Origin of the sequence: Baia soyae (genome assembly GCF_004341445.1) — a bacterium.
GTDB classification, from domain to species: Bacteria; Bacillota; Bacilli; order Thermoactinomycetales; family Thermoactinomycetaceae; genus Baia; species Baia soyae.
Genome location: NZ_SLXV01000040.1, coordinates 1 through 14,417 on the forward strand (window position 1 = coordinate 1; position 14,417 = coordinate 14,417).

Consider the following 14,417-nt stretch of genomic DNA (forward strand, 5'->3'; position numbering starts at 1 on the left):
ATACTAGATGGAACGCCGTATGACGGGAAACCGTCACGTACGGTGTGGAGTGGGGGAAAAGCTGGAGATGACCTCAAAAGCTTACCTATCACTATATCTAGGTGCACAGACCAGCCGAGTTACGAAGAGCGCTGACGGTAAGATGAAGCGTGAAATGAAATGGGATTACCATCCAGATGGAAAGCCGAAACAACTCTTTGACAGCGGTTTGAAAAGCAGTAGTATGGCTGGAAACTTGGTTAGTAAGATGCTCCAGTACACCTACGATGTAAATGGAAATCTAGTGGAAACACGAGATAAGAGTACAAACGCTCAGATACAAAAATATCGGATGAACTACGACCATGTGAACCAAGTTACCTCCGTTGAGGAGTGGCAAAAGGATAAACTGAGCAAGAAGTATCAGTATACTTATGACCGAAACGGAAACCTATTTAATCTCACTTATCCTGGACAGACTTCTTACTACTATTACGACACACTCAATCAAGTTACTTCGATGATGAGCAAGACAGGAGAAAACGAATCTGAGTGGACTGAGTATCAACATACTCCTGGAGGGGCAGTTAAACAAGTTACTCTACCTAACGGTAACCAAACGACCTATAACTATTACGAAAACCAACAGTTGAAGGAAATGCAAACGAAGAAGAAAGATGGAACGCTACTTCAAAGGCATTTCTTAGAGTACAACGAAAATGGACATCGTACGAAAGATATAGCAACCCTTCTCGGCGCAGATAACCAAGTGATGAATAACACTTATCAGTATGAGTACGATGCTCGTGATCGTCTCATTAAGGCGACCAAGGAAGGAAAGAAGAAATCTACTGAATCCTATATCCTCGATTCGAACAGCAATATCGTTCAAAAGAAGCAAGACGATAAAGTAACACGTTTTCATTATGATCGTAACCGTCTCACTTCACAGGATAAAGACGGTGTTTCATCCCAGTATCAATATGATCCAATGGGACGTCTAGATAAGGTGAAGGAAGGAGAACAGGTTCAAGAGCAATATACCTATGATCCTTTTGACAACGTTCTAGAGCATACCAAGCTAGATAAAGATCAGAAGAAGCAAATTAAAACACAGTTTACCTATGATTCCTTAGATCGAACTACCTCCAAAGTTGAACAAGTCGGAACAGATAAAGCGAAAAAGACGAATTTCAATTATCTAGGTACAACGGAACAAGTCCTCTCGGAAGAGGTATCGGGTCAGATCACCAAGTCCTACGTCTACTCCGCATGGGGCGAGCGTATGGCGATGATCAAAGCAGGGGAAAAGCCAGAAACATCGTATTATGGTTATAATACTGATGTTGATGTAGAGCTCCTCACGGATGAGAAAGGAAATGTTCGCGCGACGTATGGATATACGCCATATGGAGAAGACGATGAATCTCTCTTTACAGGCGTAGACAAGCCCGATCCAGCCAACCCGAACAAAGAGGTCTATAACTCGTTCCGCTATAGTGGCAAGCGTTGGGATCCAAATACTAAGTCGTATGATCTCGGTTTCCGGAACTACTTCCCCGGACAAGGTAGATTCCTCACCCAGGATTCATATAATGGTGCTGGGAGCTTCCAAAGCCTTGTTATGGATCCAGGGAATGCGAACTTGTATGGATTCGGTGCTGGGAATCCAGTGAGTTATAATGATCTGGATGGGCATATTGCTCCGGCCGTTTATATTGCAGGTGCTCTTCTTGTTAGGGCTGCTCCTGCAATAGCTAGGGGTGCACAAGCTGGTTATAGGGCTGGTAGAGCTGCTTATGGTGCCTATAGTGCGTCTAAGGCTACGTCAAGTGCGAGTTCGTTCAGTGGCGTTTATGCAGTTGGATATACAGGTTCAGGAATAGGTACAGGCCTTGGCTCTCTTTTTAGTCGAACTCGAGATGATTCGAAACCAGATAAGCCGAGTGGTGGTTGCAAGAGGAACTGTAAGCCCGGTAAGAAGCCAGGCAAGAAGCCCGGGAGAAAGCCAGGTAAGAAGCCAGGTAAGAAACCTGGCAAGAAGCCAAGCAACAACAGGCCAACTAGCAATAAGCCAAAGAAAAAGGTTGAGGAAGTTGTTGAAGAAGCAGTAGAAGTATTGATCGCAGTAGCCCTTGCTACTGAGGATGATGATCGACCTAGTGCTAAAGGTCTCTATGATAAGGACTTCGAAGACTTTCTCACTGATCATTTAGGTGGGAAGGGGAGCTTTATGAAGGGAGGAAGAGAATTTGATGGTGGAGTAGGAAATAAATGGTGGGAAGCTAAGTCAGGTACTTATTGGATGAACGCACTTAAACACCGCAGGATATTTGTAAAATTCCAGTCTGATATGGGTTCGAGATTAAAGATTGCACAGGAAAATGGTGCAACGTATGAACTGTATTCAAATGTACCTATTCCTCAAGTATTTAAAGATTACATGAACAAAAAGGGCATTCCATACCATGAATGGCTTGATTAGGGGGGAAGAGTTATGTCAGTACAGTCGTCTATAGATTTTGAACTGGTGTATAGAGACAGTACTAAGATGGCATTATTTCAAAGTCTAATGTCAAATGGTTGGAAATACCATGATGAATGCGGTAAAGTCTTTTATTTACCAGTTGGAGATATTGATGATTACGATTGGCAGTACGAAAAGATGAGTCTTGACCAGTTACAAGAGTTGGTTCAAAGAAAGATGGATCAGAACGAGGTAATTGGTATTTCCATAACATGGGGAGACACAGATGTTGGAGGAGATTTCTTGATTTGGCCGGATGGAAATTGTTCTTTCATGGTCAACAAGAACCGAAAAATACTAATTGGTAGAGTCACAGACTTCAGTTGGTATCTAGCAAAGCTAATTCCAGCTGTCGACTCACGTGATATCCGGATGATTGGATGTACAGCGAGTGATATGTAGTACTACTTAAACCTAATAAGCCTTTTTAATTAGGGTGAATCCCTTTGAAATCTTGAAATAATATACTAGATCAGCCAGAAGAGGAGTTCACATCAGGTGAACATCAAGTGAACTCTTCTTCAATAGTGAGCCCGGTATGGTGATAACTTGGTAGTAAAAGTCTACTACAGGTTTGGCAGTCTGGATGGATTGCATTAGCGATAGATAGGATTCGCAGTACTTATAAATGAGGTGAGCTTAACATGATCAATTTCGATTTAACTAAAACATTGCAAGAGTTAGATGGACAAATTTGGGATGATAATAGTTTTCCGTCCTATGTTGTAACTACTGTCCACAATGCACGTTTAAAACCGCTTCAAGATGTGACTGATGAAGAAATTCGGATATTGATTGGACAGGAAGTGAGTTTAGAATATGTAGTCCCTATTGCGATCGAGCGTCTTTATAAAGATCCGCTCTTGAGAGCAAATTTTTATCATGGAGACCTCCTACAGAAAGTATAAAAAATCGATTCTAGATTTTGGAACGAGTACCCAGATCTCCATTTTGAAGTAGCTTCGATAGTGTTAGAAGTTACGCAAACTTTTGAAGAGCTAAGGGAATTACTCGAGACATATCCATTAGAGACCTAGTGGAACTGATTGACTTGAATTATACCCCAACAGTTGAGGTGTTTTTTCTGTCTGATCGACAGGGCTGTTACTACTTGGACCTATAACGAGCACGGAATGAGTATGATGCTCGTGATCGTCTCATAGAGATCCATTCTTGAGCGCAGATTTTTATCGTGGAGACCTCTTACAGAAGGTCTTAAAAATCGATTCTAGGTTTTGGAATGAATACCCAGATCTCCACTTTGAAGTAGACTCAATTGTGTTAGAAGTTAAGCAAACTTTTGAAGGACTGCAGTCGCTACTAGATACATATAAACCGCTATCGGAGACATAGTTGGCTTATTCCTCCATAATAACAATGTGTTTACTAATTAAATCATCTCCATGAGAAGGAGCTTTTACATGTTGGAAACAATTACTCTGTATCGTCCTGTAGGACAAAAAGAACTAGATTTAATTCGAGCTAGCCACTATCGTGCCTTCCCTCCACGCCTTTCCTTTCAACCTATTTTCTATCCCGTTTTAAATGAAGAGTATGCGATTCAAATCGCTCGTGATTGGAATACAAAAGATGAGGCATCCGGTTATGTAGGATATGTGACTCGTTTTCAGGTTCGTAAGGACTTTATCAATCGTTATACCGTTGAAACAGTTGGAGGGACTGAGCATCAGGAATATTGGATACCTGCCGAAGATCTTGAAGAGTTTAACCAACATATCGAGGGTAGGATTGAAGTTATAGCTGAATTTCGCTAATTTATTTGCGGTAATGTATAAAACCGTTGCTTACAACATGAAGAGGAGTTCATATTAGGTGGACTCCTCTTCATGTTTTCGAAGTTATAGAGGTGGATAAATCATGAATTACGTGGCTGAAATTATCGGCTTTAGTGAGATGATAGAGGAAGAAGTTATTGTAAGTATCAGTGGATTTCGTCTTGTAGGAATGATCTCGGCATTGGGGCCTCCGATTGATCTTGAAGTAGGCAAAAAATACTTGGTTGAATTGGACCTATGGGTGGAGGGGGACGATCCGATTAAAGAAAGTAGCTCTCAAAAAAAAGAGATGTTCAATATTGCTGGGAAGTATAAGCACATTTTGACAGGTTGGCTGGATTTCGAAAATGGTCAATTGGAATCAAGTTTAGCATTCTATTTAGGGAAAGGAGAACTTTACGATATATGGTATCTAGAGGATAAGTATGTGGATGTTATGGTCGACAGAATAGATATTGCTTTCATGAAGCCTGTAATGGAAACGATTACTCTATACAGTTCTGTAGGACAAAAAGAACTAGATTTGATTCGAGCTAGCCACTATTGTGCTTTCCCTCCACGCCTTTCCTTTCAACCTATGTTTTACCCCATTTTAAATGAAGAGTATGCCATTCAAATTGCTCGCGACTGGAATGCGATAGAGGAGGAATGCGATTATGTAGGGTATGTGACCCGTTTTCAAGTTCGTAAAGAGTTTATCAATCGCTATACCGTTCAAACGGTTGTTGGAATAGGGCATCAGGAATATTGGATTCCTGCAGAAGACCTTGAAGAGTTTAATCAACATATCGAAGGTGTTATTGAGGTTATAGCTGAATTTCGTTAATTTATGTGAGGACAATTTATGAAGTATCTGTTTACACATGAAGAGGAGCTCACCTGCAATAGGCGAACTCCTCTTCAATATGCCAATCCCTTACAAACTACGGGTTAATCGTATAACTCGACACGACAGCGGCATGATCTGTCGGCCATTCATTGTTTTGATGCTGGCCGTAGGGTTTCGGACTACCCATCATAAACACTTTCGAATTGATTGCTTTCGCTCTTCCTTTTGAGTAGATAAAGTCAATCCGATCTTGAGGCTCTTTTGGATAGCTTGTATCCCAAGGATGATCGTATGTGTAAACGGGAGACCATGTATTCCCTGGATCTGCGGCTGGATCTGGATGAATAGCACGATAGGAGTCAATCATGCCAGCCTGTTCGATTTTCTTGGAAACGGGCCAATCTAACACGTAACCTTGATGGGTGTTCTTGGTTGATTCGACCCAGTCTAAATGTGATGGAGCGTTAAAGTCGCCGAGTAAGAAGACAGGTATATTAGCAGAGAGATATGGGTTTAATCTGTTTAAGATGTTGGTGGTCTGAACGCCGCGGCTTCGTTCTTCGTTTGCGATGATATCCTTCGGTGCTTTCTTGTCAAAATGGGCTAAATAGGGGCTATATACTCTATAGTCTAGGTGTGCGGACGCAACCATTACTTCTTGTCCACTCGGTAAGCGAACACGAGCGGCTGACGCACCGACACCTTCGAATTCAAATGTTTCAACGATGGGATACTTGCTGATCACACCGCCATCGTGGGATGCTTGATAGTAGTACCAGCCCAAGCGTTTGGCTATAGCGGTAACAGGCTCTGCTTTCTCTTGGAATCCGACGATGTCAGCACCTGATAGTCGTACGGCATTGACGATCTTTTCGAATCCATTGGCAACATTGGCCCCACCCTGCCACGTATTCATGGACATGATTTTTACGGTTTCAGAAGCTTGTGATGGAGATTTCTGATTGGTGACGTTGATGGAGATGTCAGGGCTGATCTTGGTATATCCATCATTAGCAAAGAAACGGATTTCGTAGGCTCCAGCTTCTAGGACTCCATTTAGAGTCACCAATCCTTGGGTGACTCCTGAACTAGCTGTCTTCGATCCGTTGACATACACCCAGTCCAAGGAGGGGCTGTTTGCGGATCCCTTACGATAAATGCCAATCCAGTCTTTTGCATTTCCGGGACCTTGATTAAAGTTGATTTGAATGGCTTCGCCCGTACTATATGCTTGTTTTTTAGTGGAGAGGTACGGACTTGTAGCAAAACTATTACCCACCATAGAGAATGACATGAAACAGAGACATAACAATAATACAGGGATTAAGATTCTCTTTCTTATCGACATAAAGAAACACCCTTTCCCTTTCATTTTGACCTGATTCTTCCAAATTATAACTTGTGATGTTTAATGGATTATAAATGGAATATGTAATTATGTTAATTGTTTGAAATAAGTTAGTGATGTCCAAAATCCTTGTTGCATACAGTTAACAGAGGTGATGACATTGGATGAGGATCGTCGTATTCCACAGCCGATGAGGGCGGATGGAAGTGGATGGTGGGATTTTGGCCCACGGAATGTGATGCGTGATCGACAAAACCCGGATCTGCTCGTTCCACCCGTGACGGATGCTGGCACGCTTCCTAACTTAAAGTTTTCTTTTTCAGATACGTACATGCAATTAAATCATGGCGGTTGGTCACGAGAGGTGACGGTTAGACAGCTCCCGATCGCAACCACACTTGCTGGAGTCAATATGGCTCTAACGCCGGGAGGGGTGCGTGAGTTACATTGGCATGAGCAGGCTGAGTGGGCGATTATGTTGGTAGGTCGTGCACGCATTACGGCGGTGAATCAGAATGGGCGAAATTTTATAGCCGATGTGGGTGTGGGGGATCTGTGGTATTTTCCGCCGGGGATTCCGCATTCGATTCAAGGATTGGAAGAGGGATGTGAGTTTCTTCTTGTCTTCGATGATGGAACCTTTTCCGATCTAAATACGTTATCCATTTCGGATTGGTTCGCACATACGCCGAAGGACGTGTTGTCGGCTAACTTTGGTGTGCAACCGGAAAACTTTAACGACATTCCCAATCATCAGAGATACATTTTCCAAGCAGAAGTGCCAGGGCCTTTAGATAGTCAAAGGGTAATCTCTCCATATGGAACCGTATCAGAAAGCTTCACTCATCGTTTGCTAGCCCAAGAACCGATTACAACTCCTGGCGGGCAAGTACGTATAGCGGACACTACCAACTTTCCTATTGCGGAAAAGGTTGCGGCGGCGTTGGTAGAAGTGAAACCGGGTGGTATGAGGGAGATGCACTGGCATCCAAATGCAGACGAGTGGCAGTATTATATCTCGGGAAAGGGTCGAATGACTGTTTTTGCCGGTGAAGGGACAGCGCGTACGTTTGATTACAGTGCCGGTGACGTAGGGTATGTTCCCCGCGCTTTCGGCCACTATGTCCAAAACACAGGTGATCAAAGCTTATGGTTCCTAGAAATATTTAAGAGTAGTCGTTTTGAAGATGTTTCTCTAAATCAATGGATGGCGCTCACCCCTCGTCAACTAGTAGAAGAGAATCTACATGTAGGCCCTACATTCATGCATTCATTACGGAAGAAAAAGTGGCCAGTAGTCAAATATCCAGGGTTTTATTAGGGATTCACTCAGCAAGCTATTTGCTATATAATGAATCCGAACCTAGCGAATAGTAGGAATGTTTGTCGGTTGTTGGTGGAGCTAGTAGTCTATCAACCGCTTGAAGTAGTAGATAATGATCTATATTAGGGGGTACATATGAAAGGGTTTTCAGTTCGTAAATGGATGCTAGTCTGCTTGTCTCTTTTTCTTGTTTTTAGTGTAGTAGTAGGGTGTCAACCAGGGGACAAGCCACCTGTTTCGACACCGGTTACACCGAGTAAAGTGAAGTACCCGATTACCGTTAAAGATTTGGCTGGAAATACGGTGGAATTCAAGAAGCCAGCCGAGAGAATCGTCTCTCTTATCCCAAGTAACACAGAGATTGCCTATGCGATCGGTTTAGGAGATAAGATGGTGGGAGGTACTACCAACGATGACTTCCCAGCAGAAGCGAAGAAGCTTGAGAAAGTAGGCGACTTCACCATCAACGTTGAAAAAGTAGTCGCGCTAAAACCAGACTTGGTACTTGCATCTACGATGAATAAAGAGGTCGAGAAGCTTAAATCTCTAGGTATTCCTACCCTTGTACTGGACGGCAAATCGATCAAAGAAGTATTTGAATCGATTACAATCGTGGGTATGGCGACCAATAAAGCGCACGAAGCGGATAACTTAGTAGGAACGATGACTAAGGAAAAACTAGCAATCTATCAAAAAGTGACTCCGGTTGCCAAAAAGAATCCGAAAAAAGTATGGTTTGAGATTGATCCGACTCCTATGACAGCGGGTGGCGATACGATCTTAAATGAGATGCTCGAAGTTGCGGGCGGTATAAACGTAGCAAAAGAGTTAAAGGGATGGCCACAAGTAGGTGCAGAGAAAGTAGCAGCATGGAACCCTGATGTGATATTCTCAACTTACGGAAGTACAAGCCAGATTGAGGCTCGTCCTGCATGGGCAAGCGTTGGAGCAGTCAAACAAAAACAAGTCTTCACCCTCGACCCAAACACAACCAACCGTCCAGGCCCACGAATTATAGAGGGCATCAAAGAGATGGCAACCAAGTTGTATCCAGAGGCGATGAAGTAATAAATACATCAGCATATAAGAATTAGCTGATTACAAAGCCCTTCACAACCAAGCCTGTTTTAACCTAAATGTAGGATGAATGGAATAGGGGCAATGTATCTGGCCACTGCGATGTTTGTGAGCCTACTTAGCGTAGTCCTTCGAAGCAAGGGCGTTTTGTGGCAATGTTTGAGCGTTCTTTGCGAGTTTTGCCACTTGCCCGAAGTGGAGAAGGAGGGAGCGGACTTGCTTTTCCACATCCTCGCGGCTCACTATTTGAGCTGTGGTCAGATACATGCCGCGGGACAGCCTCCTATAATGGGCTAATCAACAGAAGCACTACAACCATAAAGTTACACGATATCGAGGCTTATCATGAGACGACAATATAACAAGAAACACCTATATATCGGCGGAGGAATGTTCCTCTGCTTTCTTTTTACCTTTATTCTTGCTGTAACCGTAGGCAGTCTTAAAATCCCGATACCAGAGATTTGGAGAGTGATCGGGCATCATACCATCGGATTCCCCAATCAAGTAGACCCGATGTCAGATGCAGTTCTCTGGTCTCTCCGCTTCCCACGCGTTTTGTTAGCGATGGTAGTGGGGGCTAGTCTAGCACTTGGGGGGGTGTTATACCAAGGCGTGCTACGCAATCCGTTAGCCGATCCTTATATACTCGGAGTCTCCTCAGGATCAGCTACAGGTGCGATTATCGCGATCCTATCAGGGATTGGAGCAGGCATCTGGGGAATGTGGTTCATTTCCCTATCCGCCTTCATAGGAGCTTTTATCGCTACAGTAAGTGTATTCATACTAGCCGGGAGAGAATTAAGAACCAATACGTTAATCCTAGCGGGTGTTGTCATCCATGCCTTGTTCGGAGCGATTATTACCTTTCTACTCTCTATGTCTGTCGAGCAAATGTCTCGAATTCAATACTGGCTGATGGGAAGCTTTTCGTTAAGAGAGTGGGCCCATATTTGGGTTCTCATCCCGGTTATAGTAGTTGTGATGGCAGTGGCATGGTTTACCCAACGGGAATTAAATCTATTCGCTGTAAATGCCCGTACCGCCGCACATGTCGGAGTATCGGTGAAGAAAACGAGATTTCTATTACTAATCCTAGCATCCTTTTTAACCGCAATAGTCGTTTCCATATCAGGGATGATCGGCTTTGTAGGGATTGTCATTCCGCATCTGATCCGTATGATAATCGGTGCTAATCATCGCTTTTTGATCCCGTATTCCATTCTAGCAGGCGCTACTTTTATGATGTTAAGTGATTTATTAGCCAGAACTCTCTTAGAGCCTAGGGAACTACCTGTAGGCGTCATTACTGCCTTTCTAGGAGCCCCTATTTTCTCTTATTTTCTTTACAAATGGCGACGCAATTTATAAGTTGCAAGAGAAGGAGCTATCATCGTGCTAACCATACAATCTGTTTCCAAACACTATGATACACGCTGTGTGGTAGATGGAATCTCCCTGCAACTAAAACGTGGAGAATCCATTGGTATACTCGGCCCAAACGGGAGCGGCAAGACAACTCTCTTGCGAATGATATCAGGAGAGTTGACGCCAGACCAGGGAGAGATTTGGCTAGAAGAGCAGAATCTATCGAAACTAAAGCCGAAAGCGAGAGCGAGAAAGATTGCTGTCCTCGCTCAAGAATTGCTCGGAGATGCTCCTTTTACCGTACGAGAGATGATTGAAATGGGACGCTATCCGTATTTGTCGCGTTTTGAGACGTTATCAGATCGAGATATTGATGTGGTGGACCAAATTTTACAACAAACCAACCTATCAGATCGTGGGCATACTCGGATTACAGAGTTAAGCGGGGGAGAACGCCAGCGAGTAGCGATTGCCCGTGCTTTGGTACAGGAGCCTGAAATTCTCCTACTGGATGAGCCGACTACCTATCTAGATCTAGAGGCACAATGGTCGCTACTGGATATATGCAAGCATTGGCAAAAGGAAAAAGGCTTAACACTCGTTATGGTCATTCACGATCTCAATGTGGCCAGCCTCTTTTGCGATCGTGTTCTCTTCTTACAAAATGGAAAATGTATCGCAGAAGGCACCCCAAAAGAAGTAATTTCCGCCTCTTTAATCGAAGAAGTATATGGAGTCTCTACTGTGGTGATTCCTCATCCGGAGACAGGATCCCCCCAAATTTTACATCAACCGTTTATGAATAATCCTCGAAAGGAGCATGACTCATGAAAATCTACACCCGTACAGGAGATGCCGGCAAGACAGCTGTTGTCGGTGGACGCGTTGACAAAGACGATATCCGTGTTGAAGCTTACGGAACCATTGATGAATTAAATTCATTTGTAGGTGAATCCATCACCCGCATGTCTCCCGAAAAGCATGCTGACCTAATCAGTCACTTCACCGAGATCCAGCATGAGCTATTTGACGCAGGCGGAGACCTAGCTCAAGTAGGAAAAGAAAGACAATACAAAGTGACAGGCGACATGGTAACACGACTAGAGGAATGGATTGATCAATATGAATCGGAATTAGCCCCGTTGCGCCGTTTCATCTTACCTGGAGGAACTTCATTGTCTTCTAGTATCCATATCTGTCGAACCGTTTCCCGCCGTGCAGAACGTTGTGTAGTTAGTCTCTGTAAGTCAGAAGAAACCAATGAAGAAGTTCGTCGTTACCTGAATCGTTTATCCGATTATTTTTTTACCGTGGCACGTGTGGCGAATACCCGATCGGGTGTAAGTGATGTAGAATATATACGAGGCGGACAAGCTTTTTCATAAACCTCCAGATTCTAGTGAAATCTAGTCTACATAACGATTCTTTGTGGAAAGAGTGTGATCAGATGTCCATTATCATGTATGAATACCCAAAGTGTGGAACCTGCCGAAACGCAGTGAAATATCTTCAGCAACATAATGTTTCTTTTGAAGATCATCATATTGTTGAAGCCCCTCCTTCTGTGGAACAGTTACGTAACATGGTGGATGTAAGTGGACTTCCAATCCAAAAGTTCTTTAACACATCTGGAAAGAAATACCGAGAATTAGGCTTATCACAGAAGTTAAAAGAGATGACGGATGATGAGAAGTTAGCCCTATTAGCTTCTGATGGGATGTTGATTAAACGCCCTTTGGTAACAGACGGAAAAAAGGTTACAATTGGCTTTAAAGAGAGCGAATTTGAAACCAATTGGGTTGCACAAAAATAGTAGCTTTAGTGGCTCGGAGTGAGTTGTCTAATTGTAATAATTATTTTTACATTATACTTAATACAAATTGATATTGACTATAAATAATGGTCATGTTATCCTAAATTTGTTCAGGATCATGCTACTGTGTTTATCTGATCCATCTATTGGATAGATTAACAAATGGCATGATTAGAAAATATACTCACCGATAGAGGAGGAAATACTCATGACAGCACGTCTTGTAGGACTTCCAGCTCCAGATTTCGTAATGGAGAGCACAAAAAACCTAGAAACATTGAAAGAGCAAGCAAAGCTAGTTGACTATGAAGGCAAATGGCTCGTAATGTTCTTTTACCCACTTGATTTCACCTTTGTATGCCCAACTGAAATCACAGCACTTTCCGATCGTGCAGATGAATTTACCGATCGCGATTGCGAAATCTTGGGTGTAAGCACAGACAGCGTGTATTCCCACCGTGCATGGATCCATACTTCACGTGAAGATAATGGACTAGGCGACATTCAATACCCGCTCGCTGCTGATACCAATCATAAAGTAAGCCGTGCATACGGTGTGTTAAAAGAAGACGAAGGAATCGCATTACGTGGTCTCTTCATCATCGATCCAGAAGGTGTTGTTCGTTACCAAGTTGTAACGGATGACAATGTAGGTCGTAGTGTAGACGAAACGCTTCGTGTACTCGATGCCCTTCAAACAGGCGGACTCTGCCCAGCTAACTGGAAACCAGGTCAAAAAACACTGTAATCACGATCCATCACATCCATTAAAAGGGCCTAACAAACATCTGTTAGGTCCTTTCTTACAATAGATTCATCTATTCAGTTAACAGGAATTACGATATTATGAAGGAGGGTTTCCTCATGGCTATGCGTCTACGTACCGAAATGCCGGAGTTAGCAGGAGTAACAGAGTGGGTGAACAGTGAAACTGGCAAAGAGGCATTAAATGGTAAGCCAGTTCTGGTTCATTTCTGGTCCATTAGTTGTTACTTATGTAAGGAGAGCTTCCCAGAATTGAAGAAAATGCGGGAAGAGACCCCAGAGCTTGAATTCGTAGGGATTCACATGCCTCGCTCTGAAAAAGATACCAACATCAATGAGGTAAAAGCAACCATTGAGCAATATGGTTTGCAACATCCACAAGCGATTGATAATGAACACAAGGTAGTAGATGCGTTTGAAAATGAGTTTGTACCTGCATTCTACTTATTTGATTCTACAGGGGTGTTACGTCATCGCTCTGCTGGTGAAAAAGCTCTCTCCTTGCTCAAAAAACCACTGGAACGAGTCTTGAATGAAGAGAAAGAAAAACAATCTTAATCCTCGGGAGGGTTCCTGCATGAATTTACCAAAAGAATTGCGCTATACAGAAGAACATGAATGGGTAAAAACCGAATCCGATAACAAAGTACGCGTAGGTATTACCGATTTTGCTCAGTCTGAATTGGGAGATATCGTATTTGTTGAACTCCCAGAAGTGGGCGACAAAATCGAAGCAGGTCAACCATTTGGTAGCGTAGAGTCTGTGAAGACTGTTTCGGAACTTTATGCACCTGTAAATGGAACCATCGTGGAGGTAAATGGCTCTCTTGAAGAATCTCCAGAAAACGTAAACGATGATTCCTATGGAGATGGCTGGATGATTGTAGTAGAGCTTGATGACGCAGCTCAATTAAGTGAACTTCTTTCAGACGAGCAGTACAAACAATCCATTCAATAATGGACGATGATAGATGATAGACCCCAGCCATTTTTACTGGGGTTATTTTCATCTCCTCTCTTGCATAAATATACGAAAAAAAGTTAAAAAAATAGGTTTAAAGTTTCTGTGTTGTGGAAATATATACATTACTCTCTTATTTACAATGTTTTGATTAATCTATCAATAGAGGGGTAGAGGAGGGAATTGCATGATCTACTGCTGCGGTGCAAGTATGATTGGCAAAATCGGAACGATTGTGCGAAAACAGGTTTCGGTTCATCAAGTACCGGTTCTCTATTGTCCTGTCTGCCAGAAGAGACACGTTCATCCTGCTGTGAAAGAACAATTTGAGTTGGTAGTAGAGTATGCTATTGAAGATCGCGTAAAAGAAACCACCCTCTACGATCGTCTTGATCCCAAAATGTTAAAGAAGTGGAAAGAATCTAGCTTTAGCTTTGAGGAAGAGGATAACCAAGAATCGATCTTACGAGAACAAATCGACCTTGCTTTGGATCTGCTACGTATCTGTAAACCAGATTACGATTGGGCTGACCTCCTAAAAATCCGCCTCAAAGTGCTAAGCGAAAAACTACGAAACTTGGAAATATCAAAAGAGAATAGTTGCTAATGGGGGACCGTTTAGATAAAAAC

At 42.9% G+C, this 14,417-nt stretch carries 17 protein-coding genes; 16 read left to right on the forward strand and 1 reads right to left on the reverse strand.

All coding sequences use genetic code 11. From position 1 onward, the window contains the following. Positions 1-19 precede the first annotated feature (19 nt). The 6 genes from EDD57_RS11410 to EDD57_RS14645 all read left to right on the forward strand — a co-directional run bounded on the left by EDD57_RS11410 (position 20) and on the right by EDD57_RS14645 (position 5,128). Entirely contained in the window at positions 20-2,464 is a 2,445-nt protein-coding gene (locus tag EDD57_RS11410) for an RHS repeat domain-containing protein (RefSeq protein ID WP_165873786.1), read from the forward strand. 12 nt (positions 2,465-2,476) lie between these two features. Next, positions 2,477-2,908: a hypothetical protein gene (locus tag EDD57_RS11415; protein WP_131849574.1), complete on the forward strand. Its 432-nt coding sequence runs from the start codon at positions 2,477-2,479 to the stop codon at positions 2,906-2,908. A 242-nt stretch (positions 2,909-3,150) separates the two neighbouring features. Then, positions 3,151-3,414: a contact-dependent growth inhibition system immunity protein gene (locus EDD57_RS11420; RefSeq protein ID WP_131849575.1), complete on the forward strand. Its 264-nt coding sequence runs from the start codon at positions 3,151-3,153 to the stop codon at positions 3,412-3,414. Positions 3,415-3,679: 265 nt separating this feature from the next. Next, positions 3,680-3,859: a hypothetical protein gene (locus EDD57_RS11425; RefSeq protein ID WP_131849576.1), complete on the forward strand. Its 180-nt coding sequence runs from the start codon at positions 3,680-3,682 to the stop codon at positions 3,857-3,859. 71 nt (positions 3,860-3,930) lie between these two features. Then, positions 3,931-4,281, forward strand: a complete 351-nt coding sequence (locus EDD57_RS11430; RefSeq protein ID WP_207896828.1) for a hypothetical protein — start codon at positions 3,931-3,933, stop codon at positions 4,279-4,281. 103 nt (positions 4,282-4,384) lie between these two features. After that, positions 4,385-5,128 carry a hypothetical protein gene (locus tag EDD57_RS14645; RefSeq protein WP_207896829.1) on the forward strand — a complete coding sequence of 248 codons (744 nt, stop codon included), beginning with the start codon at positions 4,385-4,387 and terminating at the stop codon, positions 5,126-5,128. Positions 5,129-5,225: 97 nt separating this feature from the next. Here EDD57_RS14645 and EDD57_RS11440 read toward each other — a convergent pair whose 3' ends face one another. Next, positions 5,226-6,479: an endonuclease/exonuclease/phosphatase family protein gene (locus EDD57_RS11440; RefSeq protein ID WP_165873787.1), complete on the reverse strand. Its 1,254-nt coding sequence runs from the start codon at positions 6,477-6,479 to the stop codon at positions 5,226-5,228. Between the two features lie 190 nt (positions 6,480-6,669). Between EDD57_RS11440 and EDD57_RS11445 the strand changes: the two genes are divergently transcribed. The 10 genes from EDD57_RS11445 (at position 6,670) to EDD57_RS11490 (ending at position 14,394) form a co-directional block, all read left to right on the forward strand. Beyond that, positions 6,670-7,800 (forward strand): oxalate decarboxylase family bicupin, encoded by a 1,131-nt coding sequence (locus tag EDD57_RS11445; protein WP_243649528.1) that lies wholly within the window; start codon positions 6,670-6,672, stop codon positions 7,798-7,800. A gap of 138 nt (positions 7,801-7,938) precedes the next feature. Continuing rightward, a complete protein-coding gene (locus tag EDD57_RS11450; RefSeq protein ID WP_131849580.1) occupies positions 7,939-8,871 on the forward strand; it encodes an ABC transporter substrate-binding protein in 933 nt (310 codons plus the stop codon). Between the two features lie 354 nt (positions 8,872-9,225). After that, positions 9,226-10,251: a FecCD family ABC transporter permease gene (locus tag EDD57_RS11455; RefSeq protein WP_131849581.1), complete on the forward strand. Its 1,026-nt coding sequence runs from the start codon at positions 9,226-9,228 to the stop codon at positions 10,249-10,251. 24 nt (positions 10,252-10,275) lie between these two features. Then, positions 10,276-11,079, forward strand: coding sequence for an ABC transporter ATP-binding protein (locus EDD57_RS11460; RefSeq protein WP_165873788.1), 804 nt, complete (start codon positions 10,276-10,278; stop codon positions 11,077-11,079). Next, the gene (locus EDD57_RS11465; RefSeq protein ID WP_131849583.1) at positions 11,076-11,633 is read left to right on the forward strand and encodes a cob(I)yrinic acid a,c-diamide adenosyltransferase; all 558 of its coding nucleotides are present in this window, start codon (positions 11,076-11,078) and stop codon (positions 11,631-11,633) included. Before EDD57_RS11460 ends, EDD57_RS11465 begins: the two co-directional genes overlap by 4 nt. A 62-nt stretch (positions 11,634-11,695) precedes the next feature. Beyond that, the gene (locus EDD57_RS11470; protein ID WP_131849584.1) at positions 11,696-12,061 is read left to right on the forward strand and encodes an arsenate reductase family protein; all 366 of its coding nucleotides are present in this window, start codon (positions 11,696-11,698) and stop codon (positions 12,059-12,061) included. A gap of 208 nt (positions 12,062-12,269) precedes the next feature. Further along, the gene (locus EDD57_RS11475; RefSeq protein WP_131849585.1) at positions 12,270-12,809 is read left to right on the forward strand and encodes a peroxiredoxin; all 540 of its coding nucleotides are present in this window, start codon (positions 12,270-12,272) and stop codon (positions 12,807-12,809) included. Between the two features lie 122 nt (positions 12,810-12,931). After that, positions 12,932-13,384, forward strand: a complete 453-nt coding sequence (locus EDD57_RS11480) for a TlpA family protein disulfide reductase (RefSeq protein WP_131849600.1) — start codon at positions 12,932-12,934, stop codon at positions 13,382-13,384. 19 nt (positions 13,385-13,403) lie between these two features. Beyond that, positions 13,404-13,784, forward strand: a complete 381-nt coding sequence (gcvH, locus tag EDD57_RS11485) for a glycine cleavage system protein GcvH (RefSeq protein ID WP_131849586.1) — start codon at positions 13,404-13,406, stop codon at positions 13,782-13,784. 190 nt (positions 13,785-13,974) lie between these two features. Next, positions 13,975-14,394 (forward strand): hypothetical protein, encoded by a 420-nt coding sequence (locus EDD57_RS11490; protein ID WP_131849587.1) that lies wholly within the window; start codon positions 13,975-13,977, stop codon positions 14,392-14,394. Positions 14,395-14,417 lie beyond the last annotated feature (23 nt).

What these genes read in the sequence shown, in the direction of transcription:
- EDD57_RS11480 (WP_131849600.1), top strand. Translation starts at nt 12,932, where the DNA reads ATGCGTCTACGTACCGAAATGCCGGAGTTAGCAGGAGTAACAGAGTGG.
- EDD57_RS11450 (WP_131849580.1), top strand. Translation starts at nt 7,939, where the DNA reads ATGAAAGGGTTTTCAGTTCGTAAATGGATGCTAGTCTGCTTGTCTCTT.
- EDD57_RS11475 (WP_131849585.1), top strand. Translation starts at nt 12,270, where the DNA reads ATGACAGCACGTCTTGTAGGACTTCCAGCTCCAGATTTCGTAATGGAG.
- EDD57_RS11455 (WP_131849581.1), top strand. Translation starts at nt 9,226, where the DNA reads ATGAGACGACAATATAACAAGAAACACCTATATATCGGCGGAGGAATG.
- EDD57_RS11440 (WP_165873787.1), bottom strand. Translation starts at nt 6,479, where the DNA reads ATGTCGATAAGAAAGAGAATCTTAATCCCTGTATTATTGTTATGTCTC.
- EDD57_RS11465 (WP_131849583.1), top strand. Translation starts at nt 11,076, where the DNA reads ATGAAAATCTACACCCGTACAGGAGATGCCGGCAAGACAGCTGTTGTC.
- EDD57_RS14645 (WP_207896829.1), top strand. Translation starts at nt 4,385, where the DNA reads ATGAATTACGTGGCTGAAATTATCGGCTTTAGTGAGATGATAGAGGAA.
- EDD57_RS11470 (WP_131849584.1), top strand. Translation starts at nt 11,696, where the DNA reads ATGTCCATTATCATGTATGAATACCCAAAGTGTGGAACCTGCCGAAAC.
- EDD57_RS11420 (WP_131849575.1), top strand. Translation starts at nt 3,151, where the DNA reads ATGATCAATTTCGATTTAACTAAAACATTGCAAGAGTTAGATGGACAA.
- EDD57_RS11490 (WP_131849587.1), top strand. Translation starts at nt 13,975, where the DNA reads ATGATCTACTGCTGCGGTGCAAGTATGATTGGCAAAATCGGAACGATT.
- EDD57_RS11415 (WP_131849574.1), top strand. Translation starts at nt 2,477, where the DNA reads ATGTCAGTACAGTCGTCTATAGATTTTGAACTGGTGTATAGAGACAGT.
- EDD57_RS11445 (WP_243649528.1), top strand. Translation starts at nt 6,670, where the DNA reads ATGAGGGCGGATGGAAGTGGATGGTGGGATTTTGGCCCACGGAATGTG.
- gcvH (WP_131849586.1), top strand. Translation starts at nt 13,404, where the DNA reads ATGAATTTACCAAAAGAATTGCGCTATACAGAAGAACATGAATGGGTA.
- EDD57_RS11410 (WP_165873786.1), top strand. Translation starts at nt 20, where the DNA reads ATGACGGGAAACCGTCACGTACGGTGTGGAGTGGGGGAAAAGCTGGAG.